Raw genomic sequence first — 22030 nt, forward strand, 5'->3', positions numbered from 1 at the left:
TCCTCGGAACCGCCCACGCCGCGTGGAGCCCGGTCGTGGCTCCGTCAGGGCAGGTTCCTTGCCATCACGATCCGCTGGACCTGGTTGGTGCCTTCGTATATCTGCGTGATCTTGGCGTCGCGCATCATGCGCTCGACCGGGTAGTCGCGGGTGTAGCCGTAGCCGCCGAGGAGCTGGACGGCGTCCGTGGTGACCTCCATGGCGACGTCGGAGGCGAAGCACTTGGCGGCGGCGCCCTGGAAGGTGAGGTCCTTGTCGCCGCGCTCGGACTTGGCGGCGGCCTGGTAGGTCAGGGCGCGGGCGGCCTCGATCTTCATGGCCATGTCGGCGAGCATGAACTGGATGCCCTGGAAGTCGGCGATCGGCTTGCCGAACTGCTTGCGCTCCTGGACGTAGCCCTTGGCGTAGTCGAGGGCGCCCTGGGCGACGCCGAGGGCCTGGGCCGCGATGGTGATGCGGGTGTGGTCCAGGGTCTTCATCGCCGTGGCGAAGCCGGTGCCCTCCTCGCCGATGATGCGGTCGGCGGGGATGCGCACGTTGTCGAGGTAGACCTCGCGGGTCGGGGAGCCCTTGATGCCGAGCTTCTTCTCCGGGGCGCCGAAGGAGACACCTTCGTCGGACTTCTCGACGACGAACGCGGAGATTCCCTTGGAGCGCTTCTCCGGGTCCGTGACGGCCATGACCGTGTAGTACTCGGAGACGCCCGCGTTGGTGATCCAGCGCTTCACGCCGTTGAGGATCCAGTGGTCGCCGTCGCGGACCGCGCGGGTCTTCATCCCGGCCGCGTCGGAGCCCGCGTCCGGCTCGGAGAGGCAGTACGAGAACATCGCGTCGCCCTTGGCGAGCGGGCCCAGGTACTTCTTCTTCAGCTCCTCGGAGCCGGAGAGCATCACGGGCAGCGAGCCGAGCTTGTTGACGGCCGGGATGAGGGAGGACGACACGCAGGCGCGGGCCACCTCCTCGATCACGATGACCGTGGCGAGCGCGTCGGCGCCGGCGCCGCCGTACTCCTCGGGCACGTGCACGGCGTGCAGGTCGTTGGCGACCAGCGCGTCCAGCGCCTCCTGCGGGAAGCGTGCCTCCTCGTCCACGGCGGCGGCGTAGGGCGCGATCTTCGCCTCGGCGAGGGAACGGATCGCGTCACGGAGCATGTCGTGCTCCTCGGACGGGCGGTACAGGTCGAAATCAGCCGATCCGGCCAAGGTCTCTCACGCTCCTGACGCTAACTACCGTTAAGTAACGCAATTTTAGAGGGCTGCTCAAGGGACTGGTACGTGAGTTTGACGACAGGCCGCGACCCCCGGGGAATCTGCCCGGTGAAGGGCTCGAACACGCCCCGACTATGCTCAGGCAGCGCACGTCTCCCGCACGCGCGGGCACCCCCGGCCGGACAGCACAGGAGCACCCATGGCCCTCAAGATCACCGTGATCGGCACCGGCTATCTCGGCGCGACGCACGCCGCCGCCATGGCCGAGCTGGGGTTCGAGGTGCTCGGGCTCGATGTCGTCGAAGAGAAGATCGACATGCTCCGGCGGGGCGAGGTCCCGATGTACGAGCCGGGCCTGGAGGAGCTGCTGCGCAAGCACGTCGCCGGGATCGAGGGGTCCAGCGGGCGGCTGCGTTTCACCACCGACTACGCCGAGGTCGCGGCCTTCGGCGACGTCCACTTCGTCTGTGTGAACACCCCGCAGCGGCACGGCGAGTACGCCTGCGACATGTCCTACGTGGACGCGGCCTTCGCCTCGCTCGCCCCCCATCTGACGGGCCCGGCGCTGGTCGTCGGCAAGTCGACGGTGCCGGTGGGGTCCGCCGACCGGCTGGCCGCGTACCTCGCCGAGCACGCGCCCGCCGGGGCGGACGCCGAGCTGGCCTGGAACCCGGAGTTCCTGCGCGAGGGCTTCGCCGTGAACGACACGCTGCACCCGGACCGGATCGTGGTGGGCGTGCGCAGCGAGAAGGCGGAGAAGCTGCTGCGGGAGGTGTACACGACACCCGTCGAGGAGGGTTCCCCGTTCGTCGTCACGGACTTCCCCACCGCCGAGCTGGTGAAGACCTCCGCGAACTCCTTCCTGGCCACCAAGATCTCCTTCATCAACGCCATGGCCGAGATGTGCGAGGCCTCCGGGGGCGATGTCGCCAAGTTGGCGGAGGCCATCGGGCACGACGACCGGATCGGCAGGAGGTACCTGCGGGCCGGCATCGGTTTCGGCGGGGGTTGTCTGCCGAAGGACATCCGGGCGTTCATGGCGCGCGCCGGTGAGCTGGGCGCCGACCAGGCGCTGACGTTCCTGCGCGAGATCGACTCCATCAACATGCGCCAGCGCGGTCAGATGGTGGAGCTGGCCCGGCAGGCGCTGGGCGGCGGTTCCTTCCTGGGCAAGCGGGTCGCCGTGCTCGGCGCCACCTTCAAGCCCGACTCCGACGACGTGCGCGACTCCCCCGCCCTCAACGTGGCCGGGCAGATCCACCTCCAGGGCGGCCAGGTCACCGTCTACGACCCCAAGGGCATGGACAACGCGCGGCGGCTCTTCCCGACGCTCGGGTACGCCGACACCGCGCTGGACGCCGTACGGGGCGCCGACATCGTGCTGCACCTGACGGAGTGGCAGGAGTTCCGCGAGCTGGACCCGGCGGCGCTGGGCGAGGTCGCGTCGACCCGGCTCGTGCTGGACGGCCGCAACGCGCTGGACCCGGAGCTGTGGCGGCGCGCGGGGTGGACGTACCGGGCGATGGGGCGGCCGACCGCGTAAGGGACGCGGGGGCGACGCCGGCTCCGGTGGGGCGTCCCGGGCTTCGGCAAGGCGCCCGGCTTCGGTGGGGCGCCCCGGCTTCGGCAAGGCGGCTCCGACGGCGCGTCGCCTACGCAAGGTGACGCGAGGTGACGCCGCTCCGGCCGAGGCTCAGTCGGCCGGAACGGCGTCTTTCGCCATTGTCCACCGTTCCGGCGCCCGGCGGGGGCGAAGCGCTTACTTCGCCCGGGGCGAAGCGTTCACTTCGCTCAAGGAAGCAGCATTCACTTCGCTCGGTAGCGGCGCATCTTCGCACGGGCGCCGCACACCTGCATCGAGCACCAGCGGCCGCGTCCGGCCGGGCTGCGGTCGTAGTACGCCCAGTGGCAGTCGGCCGCCTCGCAGGCCTTGAGGCGCTGCCAGGTGCCCGCCGTGAGGGCCTCGGCGACGGCCGCGGCCACGCGAGCGAGCAGAGGCGCCGGGTCGGCGGCGGGGCGCAGGCTCGCGGAGCCGTCCTCGGCTGAGACCACGACGACGAGCGGTGCCGCGGCCAGGAGGGTGCCCAGCGGGGTCACCGGGCCGTGCGGGGCGTGACCGGCGTGGGCCAGCAGGGTCGCGCGGAGGGACTCCCGCAGCTCGCGCACGGCCGTGAGGTCCTCGTCCGCCGCCAGGCGCAGGCCGGCGCGGGCCTCCGGGCTCTCCAGGGTGTCGGCGCCCGTCTCCAGGTCCAGCGTGTTCACCAGGCTCTCCACGAGGGCCAGGCCACCGGGGGCGGACGCTCGAGCACTCATGCCCGCGAGGTTACTGCTTATGGGGGTGCATAAGGTAACCGTTACTGGTTACCCTCCTTTGCAGGTAACCGAAGTTCAGGTGAGCAGAGAACGAGCAAGGAGAAGGCCATGGCCATCGCCACGCTGGATGTCGTCGTTCTGGACTGTCCCGACCCGGCCGCGCTCGCCGGGTTCTACGCCGAGGTGCTCGGCGGGAAGGTCAGCGGGGAGGGGGACTGGGTGGATCTGGAGGTGCCGGGCGGGGGCGCGCGGCTGGCCTTCCAGCAGGCGCCGGGGTATGTGGCGCCCGAGTGGCCCTCGGCGGAGCGGTCGCAGCAGTTCCACCTCGACCTGTACGTGGAGGACATGGACGCGGCGGAGAAGCAGGTGCTCGCACTGGGGGCGACGGTGCTGGACGCGGCGGACCGGGAGCGGGGGTTCCGGGTGTACGCGGATCCCGCGGGGCATCCGTTCTGCCTTTGCCGCAGCTGAGTTCCCATAGTTCGCGATAATTCGCGGTAGTTCGCGGTAGAGGGAGGGGCGCGGGGTGTGTGCGGCGGCCGCGGGTCGTTCGTGGCTGGTCGCGCTGTTCCCCGCGCCCCTGACGGGGCGCGCGCCTCTCGTCAGCCGTCCAGTTCCGCGATCCTCGCCGTCGAGGCCTCTCGGCGGTCGCGTGCCGCCCTGGCCGTGAAGTCGGCGGTGCGCAGGACGCGTTGGACGTTGCCCCAGGTCAGGAGGGCGAGGTCGGGTTCGGACCAGCCTCGGTGCATGAGTTCGGCGACGAGGCGCGGGTAGCAGGAGGCGTCGGTGAGGTCCTGGGGATGGGCCGCGCCGGAGTCGTAGGTGCCGGAGAGGCCGACGCACTCGGGGCCGGCGATCGAGCGGACGTGGTCGAGGTGGTCGGCGACGTCGCGGACCGAGGGGCCCGTCTGCTCGGCGGTGAGCGGCACCATGCACAGGCCCCGCGCCTCGCCCAGCGCGGCGAGGAGGTCGTCGGAGAGGTTGGCGGGGTGGGCGCGCAGCTTCGCGGCCGCCGAGCGGGTGCACACCACCGGCGCGCGGGAGACCGCGAGCGCCCGGCGGACGGTCTCCTCGGAGGCTCCGGAGAGGTCGGCGAGGACGCCGATGCGGTTCATCTCGCGGACCACCTCCTCACCGAACCTGCTCAGCCCGGACTCGCCCGCCCAGGACGCGCCGGCGAGGGTGAGGGCCTTGAGGCCGAGCAGGTGCAGGGAGCGCAGGATGCCGAGGGAGTCGCCGATCGCCGGCGCTCCGGCGGGGCCCAGCAGGACGGCCACGCGTCCGCAGTTGCGGGCGTCGGTGGTCTCCCCGGCGCTGTGGGTGAGCCGCAGGCCCTCGGGGTGGGCGTCGACGACCGTCCGGACCAGGTCGAGCTGCTCCAGCGTGGCGCCCACGGCCCGCTCGCCCGAGAGGCCCTCCGGGAGATGCAGCGACCAGAACAGCGCGCCGATGTGCCCCTTGCGCATGCGCGGCACATCGGTGTCCACGCCGCCCTCGCCCAGCTCCAGGTCGTACCGGGGCAGCTGGCGCAGCACCCACGGCAGCCCGCTGTATCCGTCGGCGACGGGGTGCGCGACGAGGAAGGCGTCCGCCTCGGCCAGTTCCGAGGAGGGGGAGGGCGCCGGGGAGGCCTCGGCGGGTCCCGCCACCACGACGGCTTCGTCGTCCCCGGGGTTCCCGGCGACGTCCGCTCCACCGTGACGGACGTCGGCCGCTCCCCCGTGGCCGCCGTCGCCGGGGTGGTCGCCGTCCCCGGGGGCTATCGGCTCCGCCGCCGGTGGGCGCCGGTCGCGTTTGCGGTCGGGGCCGGTGCGGGTGGTGGTCGTGGGGGGCGTGTCGAGTTCGCCGGCCTCCCCCGCGGCTTGCAGTTCGTCCTGCAGATCTGCCATGGCGGACCTCCGTAGCCGTTGGGTGATCGCAGTACTCGTCACCGTGGCACGGAGGCCGCCCGCCTTCCTGGTGGGTGGGGCGTTCGGGTTGAACGGCCGTCGCGGGGCCGTCACTACGCCACCCGGGTGAGGTCCGGACGGCGCCCGGTGTCACCCGTCCAGCTGGTCCAGCGTCGCGTTGGACGGGCCCGTACGGGCCTGCAGGTCCCGGGCCACGTCCTCCGCCGCGCCCAGCACCCGGACCGCGTTGTGCCAGGTCAGCTTGGCCAGGTCGGTCCGGGACCAGCCCCGTTCGAGGAGCTCGGCGATCAGGTTCGGGTAGCAGGAGACGTCGCCCAGGCCGTCCGGGGTGAAGGCCGTGCCGTCGTAGTCGCCGCCGATGCCGAGGTGGTCGATGCCGGCGACCTCGCGCATGTGGTCGAGATGGTCCGCCACCGTGGCCACCGTGGCGACCGGGCGGGGGTTGCGCTCCTCGAAGGCGCGGTGGACCGCCATCCCCTCCGGGGTGGTGTCCAGGTGATGCAGACCGTGGGCCCGCATGTTCTCGTCGGCGGCGGCCGTCCAGTCGACGGCGGCCTGCAGCACGAACTTCGGCACGAACGTCACCATCGCCACTCCCCCGTTGCCCGGGAGCCGCTCCAGGATGTCGTCCGGGATGTTGCGGGGGTGGTCGCAGACGGCCCGCGACGAGGAGTGGGAGAAGATCACCGGGGCCGCGGACGTGTCGAGCGCGTCGCGCATCGTCGTCGCGGCCACGTGCGAGAGGTCGACGAGCATCCCCTCGCGGTTCATCTCCCGCACCACCGCCCGGCCGAAGGCCGACAGGCCGCCCACGGCCGCCTCGTCCGTCGCGGAGTCGGCCCAGGCGATGTTGTCGTTGTGGGTGAGCGTCATGTAGCGGACGCCCAGCGCGTACAGCGCCCGCAGCGTGGCGAGGCTGTTGTCGATGGAGTGGCCGCCCTCGGCGCCCATCAGGGAGGCGATCCGGCCCTCGGCGCGGGACGCCTCCATGTCGGCGGCGGTCAGCGCGGCCCGCAGCTCCGCCGGGTGACGGTCGATCAACTGCCGTACGCAGTCGATCTGTTCCAGCGTCGCGGGGACGGCACCCGGCAGGGCCTCGGCGTGCGAGGGGACGTACACCGACCAGAACTGCGCCCCCACCCCGCCCGCGCGCAACCGCGCCAGGTCGGTGTGGAGGAAGGCGCTCTGGTCGGCCGCGATGTCCCGCGCGTCCAGGTCGTAGCGGACCTGCTCACGCAGCGCCCAGGGCAGGTCGTTGTGCCCGTCCGCGACCGGGAACTCCCGCAGCAGCTCCCGGGCCGCCTCCAGCGATGCCATGGCCATCTCCCCCGTGTCCCCCGTCATGTCTCCTGCGTCTACTTCCCGAATCCGAAGCCGCTGCCCGCTCCCTCGACCTTGGTGCGCAGGCGCTTGCCCTTCTCGGTCGCCTGGTCGTTCAGCTCCTGCTGGAACTCCCGCATACGGCCGAGAAGTTCCTCGTCGTGGGTGGCGAGGATGCGCGCGGCGAGCAGCCCGGCGTTGCGGGCCCCGGCGACGGAGACCGTCGCGACGGGCACTCCGGCCGGCATCTGCACGATCGACAGCAGGGAGTCCATGCCGTCGAGGTACTTCAGCGGCACCGGCACGCCGATGACCGGCAGCGGCGTCACGGACGCGAGCATGCCGGGCAGATGCGCGGCGCCACCCGCACCCGCGATGATCACCTTGAGGCCCCGGCCGGCGGCCTCCTCGCCGTACGCGACCATCTCGCGCGGCATCCGGTGCGCAGAGACGACGTCGACCTCGTACGCGATCTCGAACTCGTCGAGGGCCTGCGCGGCGGCCTCCATGACGGGCCAGTCGGAGTCCGACCCCATGACGATGCCCACGACGGGTCCGGCGGCGCTGCTCATTCGGTGATCGTGCCTCTCAGGTAACCGGCGGCGTGACGGGCGCGCTCCAGCACGTCGTCCAGGTCGTCGCCGTAGGTGTTGACGTGACCGACCTTACGGCCCGGCTTCACGTCCTTTCCGTACATGTGGATCTTGAGCTGCGGGTCGCGGGCCATGCAGTGCAGGTACGCGGAGTACATGTCCGGGTAGTCGCCGCCGAGGACGTTGACCATGACGGTCCACTTCGCGCGGGGGCGCGGGTCGCCGAGCGGGAGGTCGAGGACGGCGCGGACGTGGTTGGCGAACTGCGAGGTGATCGCGCCGTCCTGGCTCCAGTGGCCGGAGTTGTGGGGGCGCATGGCCAGCTCGTTGACCAGGATGCGGCCGTCGCGGGTCTGGAACAGCTCGACGGCCAGGTGGCCGACGACGTCCAGCTCCTTGGCGATGCGCAGCGCCATCTCCTCGGCGCGCAGGGCGAGCGTCTCGTCCAGGTCGGGCGCGGGGGCGATCACGGTGTCGCAGACGCCGTTGACCTGCTGCGACTCCACCACCGGGTAGGCGACGGCCTGGCCGTGCGGCGACCGTACGACGTTCGCGGCCAGCTCCCGTACGAAGTCGACCTTCTCCTCCGCGAGGACCGGGACGCCGGCCCGGAAGGGCTCGGCGGCGTCCTCGACCGAGCGGACGACCCACACGCCCTTGCCGTCGTAGCCGCCGCGGACCGTCTTGAGGATGACCGGAAACCCGTCGCCCTCGGCGCCCTCGGGGACCCCCTCGGCGGCGAACGCGGCCACGTCGTCGGGGTCGGCGACGATGCGGTGCCGTGGGCACGGCACGCCGATCTCGACGAGCTTCGCCCGCATCACGCCCTTGTCCTGGGCGTGCTGCAGCGCGTCCGGGCCGGGGCGCACGGGGATGCCGTCCGCCTCCAGGGCCCGTAGATGCTCGGTGGGTACATGTTCGTGATCGAAGGTGATCACGTCGCAGCCCTGCGCGAACGCACGCAGCGTGTCCAGGTCGCGGTAGTCGCCGATGACGACATCACCGACGACCTGCGCCGCGGAATCCTGAGGGGTGTCACTGAGGAGCTTGAACCTGATGCCGAGCGGGATGCCCGCCTCGTGTGTCATACGAGCGAGCTGGCCACCGCCGACCATGCCGACTACCGGGAACGTCACGCCCCCAGGGTATCGGCCACGGAATCGGCCACTCCCAGGTGCCCGATTTCCCCGCCCATTTCCCCCCTGGACCGCCCCCGGACCTCTTGCGCACCCCGGCTGTGAGCTTCTGCACAGGCATTGCGCAGGGGCGCTGGTTAGCATGGCCGAACCAGTGGATTTCGACCGAAGATCCACTCAGATTCAGTCAGATCAACTCATTTCGACCATTTCACCGAGCGACGGGGCCGTACACGATGGGAAGTACCAGCTCGGGACCTCATACGAAGCCCCGTGGCGTCCTGCGCCGCCGACTCGACCTGCTCGTACGTGAGGTCGCCAAGTTCGGCGCGGTGGGCGGTGCGGGGCTGCTGGTGAACCTCGGGGTGTTCAACCTCGTGCGGCACACCACCGAGCTCCAGGTGGTCCGGGCCAGCGTCATCGCCACGGTCGTGGCCATCGCGTTCAACTACGTGGGGTTCCGCTACTTCACGTACCGCGACCGCGACAAGAGCGGCCGTACGAAGGAGCTGTCGCTGTTCCTGCTGTTCAGCGCGGTCGGGCTGGTGATCGAGAACGGGGTCCTCTACACCGCCACGTACGGCTTCGGCTGGGACAGCCCCCTGCAGTCCAACATCTTCAAGTTCCTCGGCATCGGCGTCGCGACCCTCTTCCGGTTCTGGTCTTACCGCACCTGGGTCTTCCGGGCCCTCCCGGCACGCGAGACGGTGGCCAGCGCGGAATCGTTCCTGGAAGCGGAATCCACCCACCCACGGACGACCACGGGCAAGCGCCGCTGAGGGGGCGCGGGCCGCGCGCCCTTCAGGGGCGCGGGGAACTGCGCGAGAAGCCCCACCGGACCCGCGGCCGCCGTCCTACGCCCCGGAAGGCCACGGCGCGTCCGCGAACCTCCGCACCGACCTCCGGGAGCCAGGTGACCGCCGGGCTACCGAACGGGCCGGTCCTCGCCGGCAGGCGTCCGCACCGGCGTACGCGACAGGAACAGCCCGAACACCGGCGGCTGCGCCTGGAGCATCTCCAGGCGCCCCCCGTCGGCCTCGGCGAGGTCCCGCGCGACGGCCAGCCCGATGCCCGTCGAGTTGCGCCCGCTGATCGCCCGCTCGAAGATCCGCGCCCCGAGGTCGGCGGGCACGCCGGGCCCCTCGTCGGTGACCTCGATGACGGCCTGGTTCCCGGTGACCCGGGTGCGCAGCGCGACCGTGCCGCCGCCGTGCATCAGCGAGTTCTCGATCAGCGCGGCCAGCACCTGCGCGACCGCGCCCGGCGTGCCGACGGCCTGGAGGTGCCGCTTGCCGGAGCTGACCACGGCCCGTCCGGCGCTGCGGTAGGCCGGCCGCCACTCCTCCAGCTGCTGCTTGATGACCTCGTCGAGCTCGAAGGAGACGGCGGAGCCGTTGCGGGGGTCGCGAGAGTTGGTCAGCAGCCGCTCCACGACGTCCGTGAGCCGCTCGACCTGGGTGAGCGCGATGTGCGCCTCCTCCTTCACCGTGTCGATGTCGTCGGTGAGGGTGATCTCCTCCAGCCGCATCGACAGCGCCGTCAGCGGCGTACGCAGCTGGTGGGACGCGTCGGCCGCGAGACGCCGCTCCGCGGTCAGCATGCGGCCGATGCGCTCGGCGGAGGCGTCGAGCACGTCCGCGACCCGGTCCAGCTCGGGGACGCCGTACCGCTTGTGGCGGGGGCGCGGGTCGCCGGAACCGAGCCGCTCGGCGGTCTCGGCGAGGTCGGTCAGGGGGGAGGCGAGGCGGTTGGCCTGGCGTACGGCGAGGAGGACGGCGGCGATGACGGCGAGCAGGGCCACGGCCGCGATGATCAGCAACGTGCGGCCGACCTCGCGGCTGACCGCCGAGCGGGACTCCTCGACCGTGACGACCTCGTCCTTCTCGCCCTTGGCCTGGTGGCTGATGACGTCGCCGACGGGCTTCTCGCCGATCTCGATCACGGACTGGCCGGGGATCTCGATCCGGGCGTAGCGCTCGTCGCCCACCTGGTCCCGCAGGACCTCGGCGGTGATCCTCTCGTCGCCGATGATCCGGCTGTCCACGATGCTCGTCAGCTGGACCGCCTCGGACTCCACGCGTTCCTCGGCGCTGTTGCTGATCGTGCGGGTCTCGACGATGACCAGGGACACGCCGAAGACGGCGATGACCACGAGGACCACGGCGAGGGTGGACTGGATGAGACGGCGACGCACGGTTGCCCTCCGGGCGGGCAGGTGTTCCTGGACCTCTGATTGTGCGGCACCCGGCGCCTGGCGCTGAACGGGGGTCGGTGCCGGGGCGCAGCCCCGCAAGGGGCGCGGGGAACCGCGCGACCAGCCACAACGGACCCCGCGGCCGCCACACGACCCACGCCCCGAGCTGTGTGGCGCCCGGGTCAGCACCCGGCAGGCATCAGTTCTTCTCGAACCGGAAGCCGACCCCGCGCACCGTCGCGATGTACCGCGGGTTCGCCGCGTCGTCGCCCAGCTTCTTCCGCAGCCAGGAGATGTGCATGTCGAGGGTCTTCGTCGAGGACCACCAGGTGGTGTCCCAGACCTCGCGCATCAACTGGTCACGGGTGACGACCCGGCCGGCGTCGCGCACGAGCACCCGCAGCAGGTCGAACTCCTTGGCCGTGAGCTGGAGTTCCTCGTCGCCCATCCACGCCCGGTGCGACTCGACGTCGATCCGCACGCCGTGGGTGGCGGGCGGCTGCGCCGGCTCCGCCGCGCCGCGCCGGAGCAGCGCCCGGACACGGGCGAGCAGCTCGGCGAGCCGGAAGGGCTTGGTGACGTAGTCGTCGGCGCCCGCGTCGAGGCCGACGACGGTGTCCACCTCGTCGGCGCGCGCGGTCAGGATGAGGATCGGGATGGCGTGCCCCTCGGCGCGCAGCCGACGGGCCACCTCCAGGCCGTCCATCCCGGGCAGCCCGAGGTCCAGGACGACCAGGTCGACGCCACCCTGCATTCCGGCGTCCAGCGCGGTGGGGCCGTCCTCGCGGACCTCCACCTCGTACCCTTCCCGGCGCAGAGCGCGAGCCAACGGCTCCGAGATGGACGCGTCGTCCTCGGCGAGCAGTACACGGGTCATGGGCTGATGGTAGTCCGCCGAGAACCGCAGGTGGAGGGTGATCGGCAAGCGCGATTCACACCTTTGTCCAACGGTTCTCTTACCGTCTCGGGGCATGATCCACTGCGGTGGGCGTTTCGTCCGCGCCGGTGAAGATCCACGTCGCCGCGTGGAGATGACGGCCGGGTTCGGTGGGGATCGCACGCGGGTCCCGTGAACAGGGCGTCGCCGCGCCGTGCCCTGTGCGGCTACACCCTGCGCCTGCCCTGCATGAATCCCTGATTGACCTTCGAATATGCGATCACCAGCGACTTCTTACCTGTGATCCGCCTCTCAAGCCCTTCCGTTTCCCTCAGCCTTCTGACGTATGGTGACGGAACGCCTGTAGCGACACCTGATGACCTTTGGCGGCATATCCACGCTGAGGGTCTCTTTTCTGTGCGTAATGACCTGTGGCCGGGCCCCGAGCACGTGGGACGCATCGATGCGTTGACGCGCGTAGAGGGGCGTGGATCCCGGTGGCCGCCGTCCGCCGTCCCGTGATCCGGGGCGGAATCCCCGTGGGCGTGGGGTGGGCGTCCCGGTCCGCCGGTGCCGGCCGCCCCTCCACCGGGCGCGCGCCCCCACGACGCCGTCCCGACCTGCAAGGAACGACCATGGCGTCCAGCCTGACGAAGGACTCGGCCGGCCGGGGAACCCCCGGCGCCGAAGGCACCTTCTTCGGCCACCCCCGCGGACTGGCCACTCTCTTCATGACCGAGATGTGGGAGCGCTTCTCCTACTACGGCATGAAGGCTCTCCTCCCGCTGTACCTGGTTGCCCCGAGCGGCCTGAACCTCGGCGCGGCGACCGCGATCACCATCGGTTCGGTGTACGCGTCACTGGTGTACCTGCTCACCCTCCCCGGCGGTTGGGTGGCGGACCGCTTTCTCGGCCCCCGCAAGACGGTCGCCCTCGCGGGCCTGGTCATCATGACGGGCCACCTGACCCTGGCCCTGCCGTCGGCCGGCACCTTCTACATCGGCCTGGCGCTCGTAGCGATCGGCTCGGGTCTGCTGAAGGCCAACATCTCGACGATGGTCGGCCACCTCTACGACGGCCCCAACGACCCGCGCCGTGACGGCGGCTTCACCGTCTTCTACATCGGCATCAACGCGGGCGCCTTCGCCGCACCGCTGGTCATCGGCACCGTCGGCGAGAAGGTGAACTGGCACCTCGGATTCGCACTGGCCGCACTCGGCATGGGACTGGGTCTGGCGCAGTTCCTGATCGGCAGCCGTCATCTGAGCGAGCGCAGCGAGATCGTCCCGACGCCGATGTCCGCCGAGGAGAAGTCGGCCGTCCTGCGCAAGGGTCTGCTGTGGCTGACCGTCCCCGTGATCTTCTACGCGGTCGTGGGCTTCGCCGGCCTCTACACCCTCAACTGGGCGATCATTCCGCTCACGGTGATCGGCCTGATCATCCCGATCTGGGTCATCGCCCGCATCAAGCGGGACCGTGCCCTCGACTCCGTCGAGCAGTCCAAGATGTCGGCGTTCATCTGGTTCTTCGTCGCCGCCGCGGTCTTCTGGATGATCTACGACCAGGGCGCCTCGACCCTGGCGATCTTCGCCCAGGAGTCGGCGGACAACAGCGTGCTCGGCTGGGAGTTCCCGGTCTCGTGGTACCAGTCCCTCAACCCGGTCATGATCATGGCGGCGGCGCCCGTCTTCGCCTGGTTGTGGGTGTGGCTGAACCGGCGCGGGCAGGAGCCCAGCACGATCGCCAAGTTCGCCACGGCGCTGCTGCTGATCGGCGCGTCCTTCTTCCTCTTCCTCGCCCCGCTGGCGATCGCCGAGGACGGGGAGAAGGCCGCCGCGTTGTGGATCGCCGCGATCTACTTCGTCCAGACCCTCGGTGAGCTGACGCTCTCCCCCGTGGGTCTGTCGGTCACCACGAAGATGGCACCGGCGAAGTACGCCTCCCAGATGATGGGAGTCTGGTTCCTCGCGGTCACCGCGGGCGACTCGGTCACCGCGCTGCTCTCCAACCCGGCCGTCGGCGGCGTCAACCTTGACCGGAGCGGCTTCGTCGCCGTCGAGGCCACGCTGGCGGCGATCGCCGGTGTCGCACTGTTCCTGTACCGCGGCAAGGTCAAGCGGCTGATGGGCGACATCCACTGACGTCGACGGCTTCGCACATCGCGGGCCCGCCACGCCTCGTTCCCAGGCGTGCCGGGCCCGCGCCGCATCTTGCGCACGAGCCGTTCGTGCGGGCTACTTCCTCCGCGTCTCCACTCCGCCGCCCATCAGGAAGTTCTTGAAGCCGCAGCGGACGGTGGACTTCTTCTTCGGCGAAGCCCAGTCGCCGTACAGCGTCCACTTGACCAGGTGTTCCCGGGCTCCCTGCACCTGTTCGCAGACGATCCTGGCGCGGTGCTGGTTCACCGCCTTGCCCCTACGGCTCCTCCAGCACTCGGAGTAGGCCTCGGGCCGCCCCAGCTTGCCCAGTTGGAAGTACGCCTTGCACCTGTACCTGACCGGCGCGGCCTCAGCGGGCCCCGCCATGGACAGGTACAGGCCCGGCACCATGAGTACGGCCGCACATGCTCCGGCCACGGCCCGCATCCCCCAGCTCATTCGCTCCTCTTTCGCACGCCACTCGGCAACGGATGGCACCACCACTACCACCGGCCTGCTCTCGCGACGGACGGCCCGTTTCCTCGATCGACTGCGCGCCCGTGGAATCCCAGGGGTTCAGGGCTGCCACGGCGAGTTCAGGTGTCACCCTTCCGGGTTCGGCCCGCCGCAGCCTCCGAAGTCTCCGTCCGTGCGTCCGTGTCCGGGGTGAACCACGGCAGGGGCGCGGATGTCGTGCGTGGTGGGGGTGGTGGTGTGCGGGACTGGGCGTGGGCCGCGGTCGACGGGGGTGGTCGGGGGAGCCAGGTGGGGAGGGCCGGGACGAGGCGTCGCCGGCGTTTCGGGTCGGGAGCCGCGCGCCCCGGTCGTACGCGGTCCACCACCGCCATGCCGATCCGGAACAACGCTGCCGGTACGACGAGGCAGAGCATCAGCCAGAAGAGGGTGACGCCCCAGGGGCGGCCCACGGTCCAGGGCTGTTCGGTGAGGACCTTGCCGCCGTACTTGAGGGTGACGGTGTAGTCGCCGTGGGCCCCGGCCGCAAGGTCGACGGGCAGGGTGATGCGGGCCTCGCCGCCCGGGGGGACCGTGCCGCGCCACCGCTGCTCCTCCCAACGCGGCGCGAACACACCGTGGGAGGTGCCGACCTGGAAGACCGGGTCCTTCACGGGGGACGTACCGACATTGCCGACGGTGAGGACCAGTTCGCGGGCGGGCGGCGCCCCGAACCAGGTCAACAGGCCGCTGGAGCCCGTCAGTCGACTGTCCGTCAGCAGCGAAAGCCGTCCGCCGCTCGCCTCCCGCGGCAGCGGCTCGACCGAGTGCCCGGCGACCCGGAACGCCGCGTCCGCCTCGGCCTTCGGGCCCGTGATGGTGGAGACGTGCACGACGCACGGGCACGGCACCGGAGGCTCCGCCACCGGCAACTCCCGCCGGAACGCGCCCTCGTCGTCGGCGGTGACCGCCCGTCCGTCGGCGTTGGCACAGGAGTCGGTGCCCCCGGGCACGCCCCTCGACGGTGTCGAACGGCCGCAGATCAGCACCATCAGGATCGCCCCCGGCCGCCAGCCGCTCCCGGTCACGGTGACCGAACCACCGGTCCCCGCCTCCGACTTGGACAGCTTCACGGCCGGCGTGGCCGCGTGCGCCAGGGGTGTCGGGAGCACCAGGGCAAGGGTGAGCACCACCAGGGTGAGCACCCTGGTGGCGTACGACGCCGGGGTCCGCCCACTGATCACGTTCGGCTCCCGTCAGCGACGTACAGCCTGGTTCCTGCGCGTCACCCACAACACCCCCGCCGCGCCCGCGAGCAGCACGGTGCCGCCGAGCGTGCCGAGTGCGACCGCCGAGTCCAGGGGGCCGGTCTGCGGCAGCTCACCGCCCGAACCACCCGTAGCGCCCGACGCCTTCGACCCGTCCGAGCCACCGGTGTCGGACCCGCCGCCCGAGCCGCCCCCGGCGGTGACGTCGAGCGTCAGCGACGGGCCGGGATCGTTGCCCGGGGTGCAGGTGGTCACCGTGCCGAGGGCCTTGATGGTGAGCACCCCCGCGGTGAACTCGACCTTGCCGGTCTTCTTCGGGGTGTACGTGCCGCTCAGGTCGTTGATCTTGATCGGGGTGTTGGCCGGGATCGCGTCCTCATTCGCCGGACCCGTCACGGTGAGCGTGCCGCTCTCGGCCCCGCCCAGTTCGATCGTGGCGCTGGGCGTCATCGCGCCCTTGCCCAGCTCGACCGGGCTGGACGACACACCCTTCTGCCACGACATCGTGATCTTGTAGCCGTCGCCGCTCTCGACTCCCTTGATGTCGATCGGCGACACCGCGGACTTGTCCCCGATCGGCGTCTTGCAGTTGTACTCGACGTCCACGACCTCGGCATGGGCCACCGGGGCGGCCAGCAGCACCGCCGAGCCTGCCAGGGCCGCGAGGGACGCGAGCGCGGCGGTTCGTTTCTGGTACGTCCGGTACGACACCTCGGCACCCCACATTCTGACGGAACATCAGATCGGCGGCTCAAGGTACGCCGGGGCCCTTGGAGAAGGAAGACACGCGCAAGTGTCGGATGTGTGTCGACGGGCCGAGCCCGAGCGAACGCGCGGCGACCGGGCCGACCCGGAAAGCCGTAGAACGCCGAACGGCTCGCGGCCAGACGGCTCGTGGGCCGAACGGCACGTGCGCCGGACGGCTCTTGGGCCGAACGGCGAGGCGCGATCACCTGGCCGCCGACGGAGCCGGCACGGGTCAGGGCGTCCGGCGGCGCCCAGAACAGCCCGGTGCGCGCAGGACGGTCTGGACGGGGTCGAGGCGGTGGCGGGCCCCTACCCGACCACCCCCACGACGGTCGCCTCGCGGGGGTGCGACCCGTCACCGGCCGCCCGCTGCTCACCTCAGGCCGCTGGCTGGACCCCGACCGGCCCGACGGGGTGGCGCTGGAGAGCGGCCTCGTCCAGGCGCTGCCGGCCGGGCCTGGGGCGAACCGCGCGACGGCGGTACGTGGTTCACGCGCCAAGGGACGGTTCGGGGCCCGCCCGAAGCTTCGCTACCTCGGACGGCGCCGGGTCCGCCCGACGCTTCGCATCACCTGGCGGTCGCAGCCGCCCCGAAGGGTTCGCATCACCCGGCCGTTCGCAGCCGCCCCGAAGGGTTCGCATCACCCGGCCGTTCGCAGCCGCCCGGCGGCTCGCAGCCCGCCCGAAGTTTCGCCATGCCCGGCGTTCCCCCGCCCGCCCGAGGTTCCGCGGCGCCCCGCGATCCGCGGCGCCCCGCGATCCGCGGCGACGTGCGGCTACGCCGGTGCTCCCAGTTCCGCCCACACCGTCTTGCCGGACTCCCCGGGCGCCCGTACGACCCCCCAGTCCAGGCAGAGCCGCTGCACGATGAACATCCCGTGCCCGCCCGGTCGTCCGGCCCGGTGCGGTGTGCGCGGGGCCGGGCTGCCCGTCCCCCGGTCGGACACCTCGATGCGCAGCACCTTGTTGTCGCACCCGATCCGCAGCTCGGCAGGCCCCCCGGCGTGCAGGCAGGCGTTGGTGACCAGCTCGGAAACCACCAGCAGCACGTCCTCGGCCGCGGCCCGCTGGTCCGCGGTCGCGGCCGGCAGCCACCCCCAGTCGTACAACGCCTGGCGGGTGAAGTCACGGGCGAGCGGCACCACTCCGCTCTCCCCCTCGAAGCCGAGCCGACGGGGAAGACGGCTCGCGGCGGGGGCCTCGGGCGGGTCTCCGCCTGGCACCCCGGAAGCGCCGCCGGCACCCGGTTCCGGGCCGCGGTCGCCCGGCGAGAAAGGCCGGGTGGTGCTCATCAGCGCTTCACCTCACCGATTCACCAGTTCACGATTCAGGACTCATCAAGGGTGCGGGACGAAGACCCGCGGTACGTGCCGTTCTCTGCTGTCATCCGTTGCGCCATCCGTACTTCCGTCGCACCTCGCCGTACTGCCGAGCCGCCGGGCCGGGACCCGGTCGCATCCGGGACCCGGTCGTATCCGGGTCACCACCGACGCGTTCAGCATGTCTCCTGCCCGAGCGAACCGTCAGAACACCCACGTTTTCGGCACAGAACCTGTGACGCGAACAACCGGACGGTCGGGGTGCGACACCTGAGCGGCGACCCGGGACCTACGACCGGCCGACGCCGGCGACCCGAACCGCCGACCGGTGCGGGCGGCGGCGCCCGTGACGCAGGTCACGGGCGGGTCGGCCACGGCTCTAGTCGCCCAGGGCGTCCGCGAGGGTGTCGTGGACGGTGAACACCGCGTCCGCCCCGGTGATCTCGAACACGCGCGCCACCGCCGGGAGCATTCCCGCCAGATGAACGCCGCCGCCGCCCGACTCCGCCCTGAACCGCACGCCCAGCAGGACGTTGAGCCCGGTGGAGTCGCAGAACTCCAGGCGTGAGCAGTCCACCACCAGACGTGTGAACCCCTTGTCCAGGCAGCTCTCCAGTGGCTCACGCAACAGATCTGCGGTGTGGTGATCGAGCTCACCCGCCGGGGTCACGACGGCGCTGGGGCCCTCTTCCCGCACCTCGACCCGTAGCCGGCCCGACTGTGCGCTGCCGACCGTCCCACGGTCCATGCCGTCTCTCTCCCGACCGTCGTGACTGCTGACTCGCCCTCGAACACTACGCCTTCTCCACACTCCCCGACACCCGAACAATCGCCCGGAAAGGGACATTTCACCACAGGAGGCACTTGCGACGACGTCCGGAAACCGGGTAGGGCTAGTAGTGACACCAATCGACACGGCCGGCTTTGGAGGCGCCGCACACCGCAGTGCACGTATTGGCATCGGCGGCCATATGCCGAGAACGATGGAGGACATCATGTCACCCCGGCTCGACGAATCGCATACCCAGAGGGCGACGTCGGCATCCGCCCCGGAAGAGACGCAGGACGACCTCGCCCACAATCCGGGCGACGCGCTCGCCGACCTCCCGGAGATCCCCCCGTACGACGAGGTGGGACCGGTGGACGCACGAGCCCTGTCCAAGACCCTCTTCGAGCGGCTCGAATCCCTTGAGGAAGGCACGTACGAATACTCGTACGTCCGCAACACCCTGGTCGAACTCAACCTGGCTCTGGTGAAGTTCGCCGCCTCCCGGTTCCGCTCGCGCAGCGAACCCATGGAGGACATCATCCAGGTCGGCACGATCGGCCTCATCAAGGCGATCGACCGCTTCGAACTGAGCAGGGGCGTCGAGTTCCCCACGTTCGCGATGCCGACGATCGTCGGTGAGATCAAGCGTTTCTTCCGCGACACGAGTTGGTCCGTGCGGGTGCCGCGCAGACTTCAGGAGCTCCGGCTCGACCTGGCCAAGGCCGGCGACGAGCTCGCTCAGAAGCTCGATCGCGCTCCGACGGTGGGAGAGCTGGCGGAGCGCCTCGGGCTGACGAACGACGAGGTCGTCGAAGGCATGGCGGCGTCGAACGCGTACACCGCCTCGTCGCTGGACGCCCAGCCCGAGGAGGACGACTCCGAGGGCGCCCTGGCGGACCGGATCGGCTACGAGGACCACGGCCTCGAAGGCATCGAGTACGTCGAGTCCCTGAAGCCGCTGATCGCCGAACTGCCGCCGCGCGACCGGAAGATCCTGTCGCTGCGGTTCGTGGCCGGCATGACGCAGTCCGAGATCGGGGACGAACTGGGCATCTCCCAGATGCACGTCTCCCGGTTGCTGTCCCGCACGCTGGTACGCCTGCGCAAGGGGCTGACGCTGGAGGAGTGAGCGCGCGCCGGAGCCGACCACATCAATGACGGCAACGGCCACGGCCTAAGCCACAGCCACGAAACGCAGAGACCGAGCGGCACGGATCCAAGTCGGCCGGGTGCGGTGGGAGTCGCGACACTCCTGACGTACCCGGCCGAACCGCGTCCGGTCCGCCTGCTGTCTCACCCCGTCTCCCCCTGTCCCACCCCCTTACCGCAAGAAACCCCTTCCCCCCGGTTCACCTTCCGCCACTATGGTCACGCGCCAGACTGTTCGGTATGTCAGAAGCCGACGGGCGGACACGGGGGTGCGAGGAGGCACGAGGATGGCTCGGGCTCGGGACGAGCGCCCCGGCGGCGACGACAGCCATGAGGACCAACAGGACACCGGTGCGCCGGGCGTACGCCCCGACGACGGGTCCGAGCACCGGCACGCGAGCGCGTCGGACACACGGCTGACCGCGCTGTTACGTTCCAACTCGCCGACCGCGTACGCGGCCCTGCGCGAACTGCGCGAGCGCCACCACCCGTCGGTCCTCGCCTACGCCCGGCTGTGCGCCGCGAGCGAGTCCTCGGCACGGGAACTGGCGACGCAGGCGTTCACGTCCGCCACCAAGGAGACGGCGCGGGGGATCGAGTCGACCGTCCCCTGGCGCCATCGGCTGCTCCTGTTGACCGCACGGGTCGCCGCCGGCTGGGCCACGGACGGCGGCGCGACCGGTCTCGCCCCCGCCCTGCGCGTCGTGTTGGACACGGCGGGCCCCGGCGGCCGCGTCCCGCCCCTGCTCGCCGCGTTCGAACTGCTGCCGCCCCGGCCGCAGGGCCTCATCTGGTACGGCGTCGTGGAGCGGGAACCGGACGACCGTACGGCCGTCCTGCTCGGCCTCACGCCCGACGACGTGACCTACAAGCGGGAGTCCGCGCTCCACGCCCTGCGCCAGGCCTGTCTGCGCGTGCGCCTGGCCGCCTCCGACGACCCGCGCTGCCAGGACTTCCGCCGGCTGATCGAGGAGTCCGTACGGCCGGACACCCCTCGCCACAGCACCGATCTGCAGTCCCACATGGAGCACTGCCCGCACTGCGCCGGCGCGTACGCGGAGCTGTGCGCCCTGCGCGACAGCCCGCGCGCGACCCTCGCGGAGGGGCTTTTGCCGTGGGGCGGTACGGCGTACACGCGGGGCGCGTCGGGATCGCGCGCCGAGGGTGGCGCCGGGGCCTGGGACGGCGGCACGGGGGCGTGGGACGGGGGTGCCGGGCGGGACACCGCCGGGGCGCGAGGTGGCCGTAGAACACCGGGTGGGTCCGGGGCGAGCAGCAACTGGGCTGGAGCGGGGGCCGGGGCGGGGGCGGGAACGGGTGCGGCGGCGGCTGCCGAGGCTTCTGCGGCTGCGGCTGCGGCTTGGGCCGGGACCGGCTTGGGCTCAGGCAGCGGTGCCGGTGGCGGTGCCGGTGCCGGTGCCGGTGGCAGGGAGCGTGCGGCGAGCGGTGCGGGGGCGGAGACGCCGGGTGATCCGTCGAGCTGGTCCGGCGCCGACTCCGGGGCGGGCATCGACACGGGGGCCGGAGCGGGGACATGGCCCGGCCCCGATGGCGATGACCAGGCCCGTACGCCGGCCGGAGCGGAGCCGTGGGCGAGCCCCGGCTCCGGCGACCGAGGGGGCGCGTGGGCCGGTCCCGACTCGGACACGCGCATAGGCAGGTCGGCCGCTCCCGCCGGCACGGCGGGTACGGCCGACTTCACGGACATGGCCGGTCCGGCCGGGGTGGCTGGTGCGGCCGGAGCGGCTCCCGGGTTCGGCGGCGTGCCCGGGTTCGTTGCGGAAGTCGGTGGCGGGGCCGGACAACAGGCCGACTTCGGTGCCCGGTCGGTGGGCGGGACGCGGTCGTTGCGCAGGGCCCGGGGCGGGGCCCGTGGGGAGGACACGGCCGGGGCGTCGGGGGCCAAGTGGTCGTCGTCGCGTCGGGTCGCGCTGACCTCGGTGGCGCTGGGGGTGGCGTTGGCGCCGCTGTTGGCGTTCCTGGTGTTCTCGGGCTCGGGCGGCTCGTCGTCCGACGACGAGGCGGGTTCCGGCGTCACGCCCGCCGTACCGCCGTCGGGCGCGGTGACCCCGACCGTCCCGCCGAGCCCCACGCCGTCCCCGACCCCGTCGGAGACGGCGAGTCCCTCGAAGCCGCCGCAGAAGGAGAAGCCGCCGAAGAAACCGAGCCCGGATCCGTCGACGTCGGGGCCCCCGAAGCCGTCGCTGCCTTACGGGCCCCCGCTGAACGCCGCCTACACCCAGGTGGTGAACGTCGCGTCGGGCCTGTGCCTGGACATCCGGGGCGAGTTGGAGAAGGGCACCGACGTCGTCACGGCCACGTGTTCCTCGCGTGCGACCCAGCGTTGGCGGGTCGACTCCCACCGGGACGCCCTCCAGTCGTTCGCGGACCCCGACCTGTGCCTGGACAGCCGGGGGGCCACCGACGACGGTGTGGGCGTCTGGGACTGCGATTCGCTCGACGGGGACAACGGGGACAACCTGCGGTTCGAGGTCGACTCCCGGGGAGTCATCCGCCCGGCGGTCGCGCCGGGGCACGCCGTGACCCCGGACGCGCTCGGCTCCGTCTCCTTCGCCGAGGCGTCCGGACGCGACAAGCAACGCTGGCGCGCGGGTGCCGGGCCGGTCCACAGCTAG

19 protein-coding genes are annotated in these 22030 nt (G+C 71.5%); 6 read left to right on the forward strand and 13 right to left on the reverse strand.

Translation table 11 applies throughout. The features are described from left to right. Positions 1–44: 44 nt before the first annotated feature. Positions 45–1202: an acyl-CoA dehydrogenase gene (locus L3078_RS18555; protein ID WP_275593154.1), complete on the reverse strand. Its 1158-nt coding sequence runs from the start codon at positions 1200–1202 to the stop codon at positions 45–47. 205 nt (positions 1203–1407) lie between these two features. On the opposite strand from L3078_RS18555, the gene L3078_RS18560 reads away from it, so the two are divergent. Then, positions 1408–2751 carry a UDP-glucose dehydrogenase family protein gene (locus L3078_RS18560; RefSeq protein ID WP_239754978.1) on the forward strand — a complete coding sequence of 448 codons (1344 nt, stop codon included), beginning with the start codon at positions 1408–1410 and terminating at the stop codon, positions 2749–2751. A gap of 263 nt (positions 2752–3014) precedes the next feature. On the opposite strand, the gene L3078_RS18565 is transcribed toward L3078_RS18560, so the two are convergent. Continuing rightward, positions 3015–3521 (reverse strand): CGNR zinc finger domain-containing protein, encoded by a 507-nt coding sequence (locus L3078_RS18565; protein WP_239754979.1) that lies wholly within the window; start codon positions 3519–3521, stop codon positions 3015–3017. Positions 3522–3629: 108 nt separating this feature from the next. Here L3078_RS18565 and L3078_RS18570 point away from each other — a divergent pair, with 108 nt between their 5' ends. After that, complete coding sequence (locus L3078_RS18570) at positions 3630–3992, forward strand: VOC family protein (protein ID WP_239754980.1); 363 nt, start codon at positions 3630–3632, stop codon at positions 3990–3992. A 131-nt stretch (positions 3993–4123) separates the two neighbouring features. Here the strand turns inward: L3078_RS18570 and L3078_RS18575 are convergent, their stop codons facing one another. The 4 genes from L3078_RS18575 to L3078_RS18590 all read right to left on the reverse strand — a co-directional run bounded on the left by L3078_RS18575 (position 4124) and on the right by L3078_RS18590 (position 8480). Next, positions 4124–5410: a dipeptidase gene (locus L3078_RS18575; RefSeq protein ID WP_239754981.1), complete on the reverse strand. Its 1287-nt coding sequence runs from the start codon at positions 5408–5410 to the stop codon at positions 4124–4126. A gap of 150 nt (positions 5411–5560) precedes the next feature. Then, positions 5561–6748 carry a dipeptidase gene (locus tag L3078_RS18580; protein WP_239760372.1) on the reverse strand — a complete coding sequence of 396 codons (1188 nt, stop codon included), beginning with the start codon at positions 6746–6748 and terminating at the stop codon, positions 5561–5563. Between the two features lie 38 nt (positions 6749–6786). Next, a complete protein-coding gene (purE, locus tag L3078_RS18585) occupies positions 6787–7323 on the reverse strand; it encodes a 5-(carboxyamino)imidazole ribonucleotide mutase (RefSeq protein ID WP_239754982.1) in 537 nt (178 codons plus the stop codon). Continuing rightward, entirely contained in the window at positions 7320–8480 is a 1161-nt protein-coding gene (locus tag L3078_RS18590) for a 5-(carboxyamino)imidazole ribonucleotide synthase (RefSeq protein ID WP_239754983.1), read from the reverse strand. The genes purE and L3078_RS18590 overlap by 4 nt, the downstream gene beginning before the upstream one ends. Before the next feature lie 236 nt (positions 8481–8716). Between L3078_RS18590 and L3078_RS18595 the strand changes: the two genes are divergently transcribed. Next, positions 8717–9259, forward strand: a complete 543-nt coding sequence (locus L3078_RS18595) for a GtrA family protein (RefSeq protein ID WP_239754984.1) — start codon at positions 8717–8719, stop codon at positions 9257–9259. A gap of 146 nt (positions 9260–9405) precedes the next feature. Here L3078_RS18595 and L3078_RS18600 read toward each other — a convergent pair whose 3' ends face one another. After that, positions 9406–10674, reverse strand: a complete 1269-nt coding sequence (locus L3078_RS18600) for an ATP-binding protein (protein WP_239754985.1) — start codon at positions 10672–10674, stop codon at positions 9406–9408. Positions 10675–10873: 199 nt separating this feature from the next. Then, positions 10874–11551: a response regulator transcription factor gene (locus L3078_RS18605; RefSeq protein WP_239754987.1), complete on the reverse strand. Its 678-nt coding sequence runs from the start codon at positions 11549–11551 to the stop codon at positions 10874–10876. Positions 11552–12186: 635 nt separating this feature from the next. Between L3078_RS18605 and L3078_RS18610 the strand changes: the two genes are divergently transcribed. Continuing rightward, on the forward strand, positions 12187–13692 hold the full coding sequence (locus L3078_RS18610; protein ID WP_239754989.1) for a peptide MFS transporter: 1506 nt from the start codon (positions 12187–12189) through the stop codon (positions 13690–13692). 93 nt (positions 13693–13785) lie between these two features. On the opposite strand, the gene L3078_RS18615 is transcribed toward L3078_RS18610, so the two are convergent. From L3078_RS18615 to L3078_RS18635, 5 genes are all read right to left on the reverse strand, one after another. Continuing rightward, complete coding sequence (locus L3078_RS18615; RefSeq protein WP_239754992.1) at positions 13786–14148, reverse strand: hypothetical protein; 363 nt, start codon at positions 14146–14148, stop codon at positions 13786–13788. 137 nt (positions 14149–14285) lie between these two features. Continuing rightward, positions 14286–15383 carry a hypothetical protein gene (locus tag L3078_RS18620; protein WP_420864174.1) on the reverse strand — a complete coding sequence of 366 codons (1098 nt, stop codon included), beginning with the start codon at positions 15381–15383 and terminating at the stop codon, positions 14286–14288. Between the two features lie 15 nt (positions 15384–15398). Next, positions 15399–16136: an LPXTG cell wall anchor domain-containing protein gene (locus tag L3078_RS18625; RefSeq protein WP_239754995.1), complete on the reverse strand. Its 738-nt coding sequence runs from the start codon at positions 16134–16136 to the stop codon at positions 15399–15401. A gap of 797 nt (positions 16137–16933) precedes the next feature. Then, positions 16934–17449: an ATP-binding protein gene (locus tag L3078_RS18630; protein WP_239754996.1), complete on the reverse strand. Its 516-nt coding sequence runs from the start codon at positions 17447–17449 to the stop codon at positions 16934–16936. Positions 17450–17855: 406 nt separating this feature from the next. After that, the gene (locus L3078_RS18635) at positions 17856–18224 is read right to left on the reverse strand and encodes an STAS domain-containing protein (protein ID WP_239754997.1); all 369 of its coding nucleotides are present in this window, start codon (positions 18222–18224) and stop codon (positions 17856–17858) included. A gap of 247 nt (positions 18225–18471) precedes the next feature. Between L3078_RS18635 and L3078_RS18640 the strand changes: the two genes are divergently transcribed. Both L3078_RS18640 and L3078_RS18645 read left to right on the forward strand, forming a co-directional pair. Continuing rightward, positions 18472–19374: an RNA polymerase sigma factor SigF gene (locus tag L3078_RS18640; RefSeq protein ID WP_045556445.1), complete on the forward strand. Its 903-nt coding sequence runs from the start codon at positions 18472–18474 to the stop codon at positions 19372–19374. Between the two features lie 307 nt (positions 19375–19681). Beyond that, complete coding sequence (locus L3078_RS18645) at positions 19682–22030, forward strand: RICIN domain-containing protein (RefSeq protein WP_239754998.1); 2349 nt, start codon at positions 19682–19684, stop codon at positions 22028–22030.

This window comes from Streptomyces deccanensis (assembly GCF_022385335.1).
In the GTDB taxonomy this organism is placed as follows: Bacteria; Actinomycetota; Actinomycetes; order Streptomycetales; family Streptomycetaceae; genus Streptomyces; species Streptomyces deccanensis.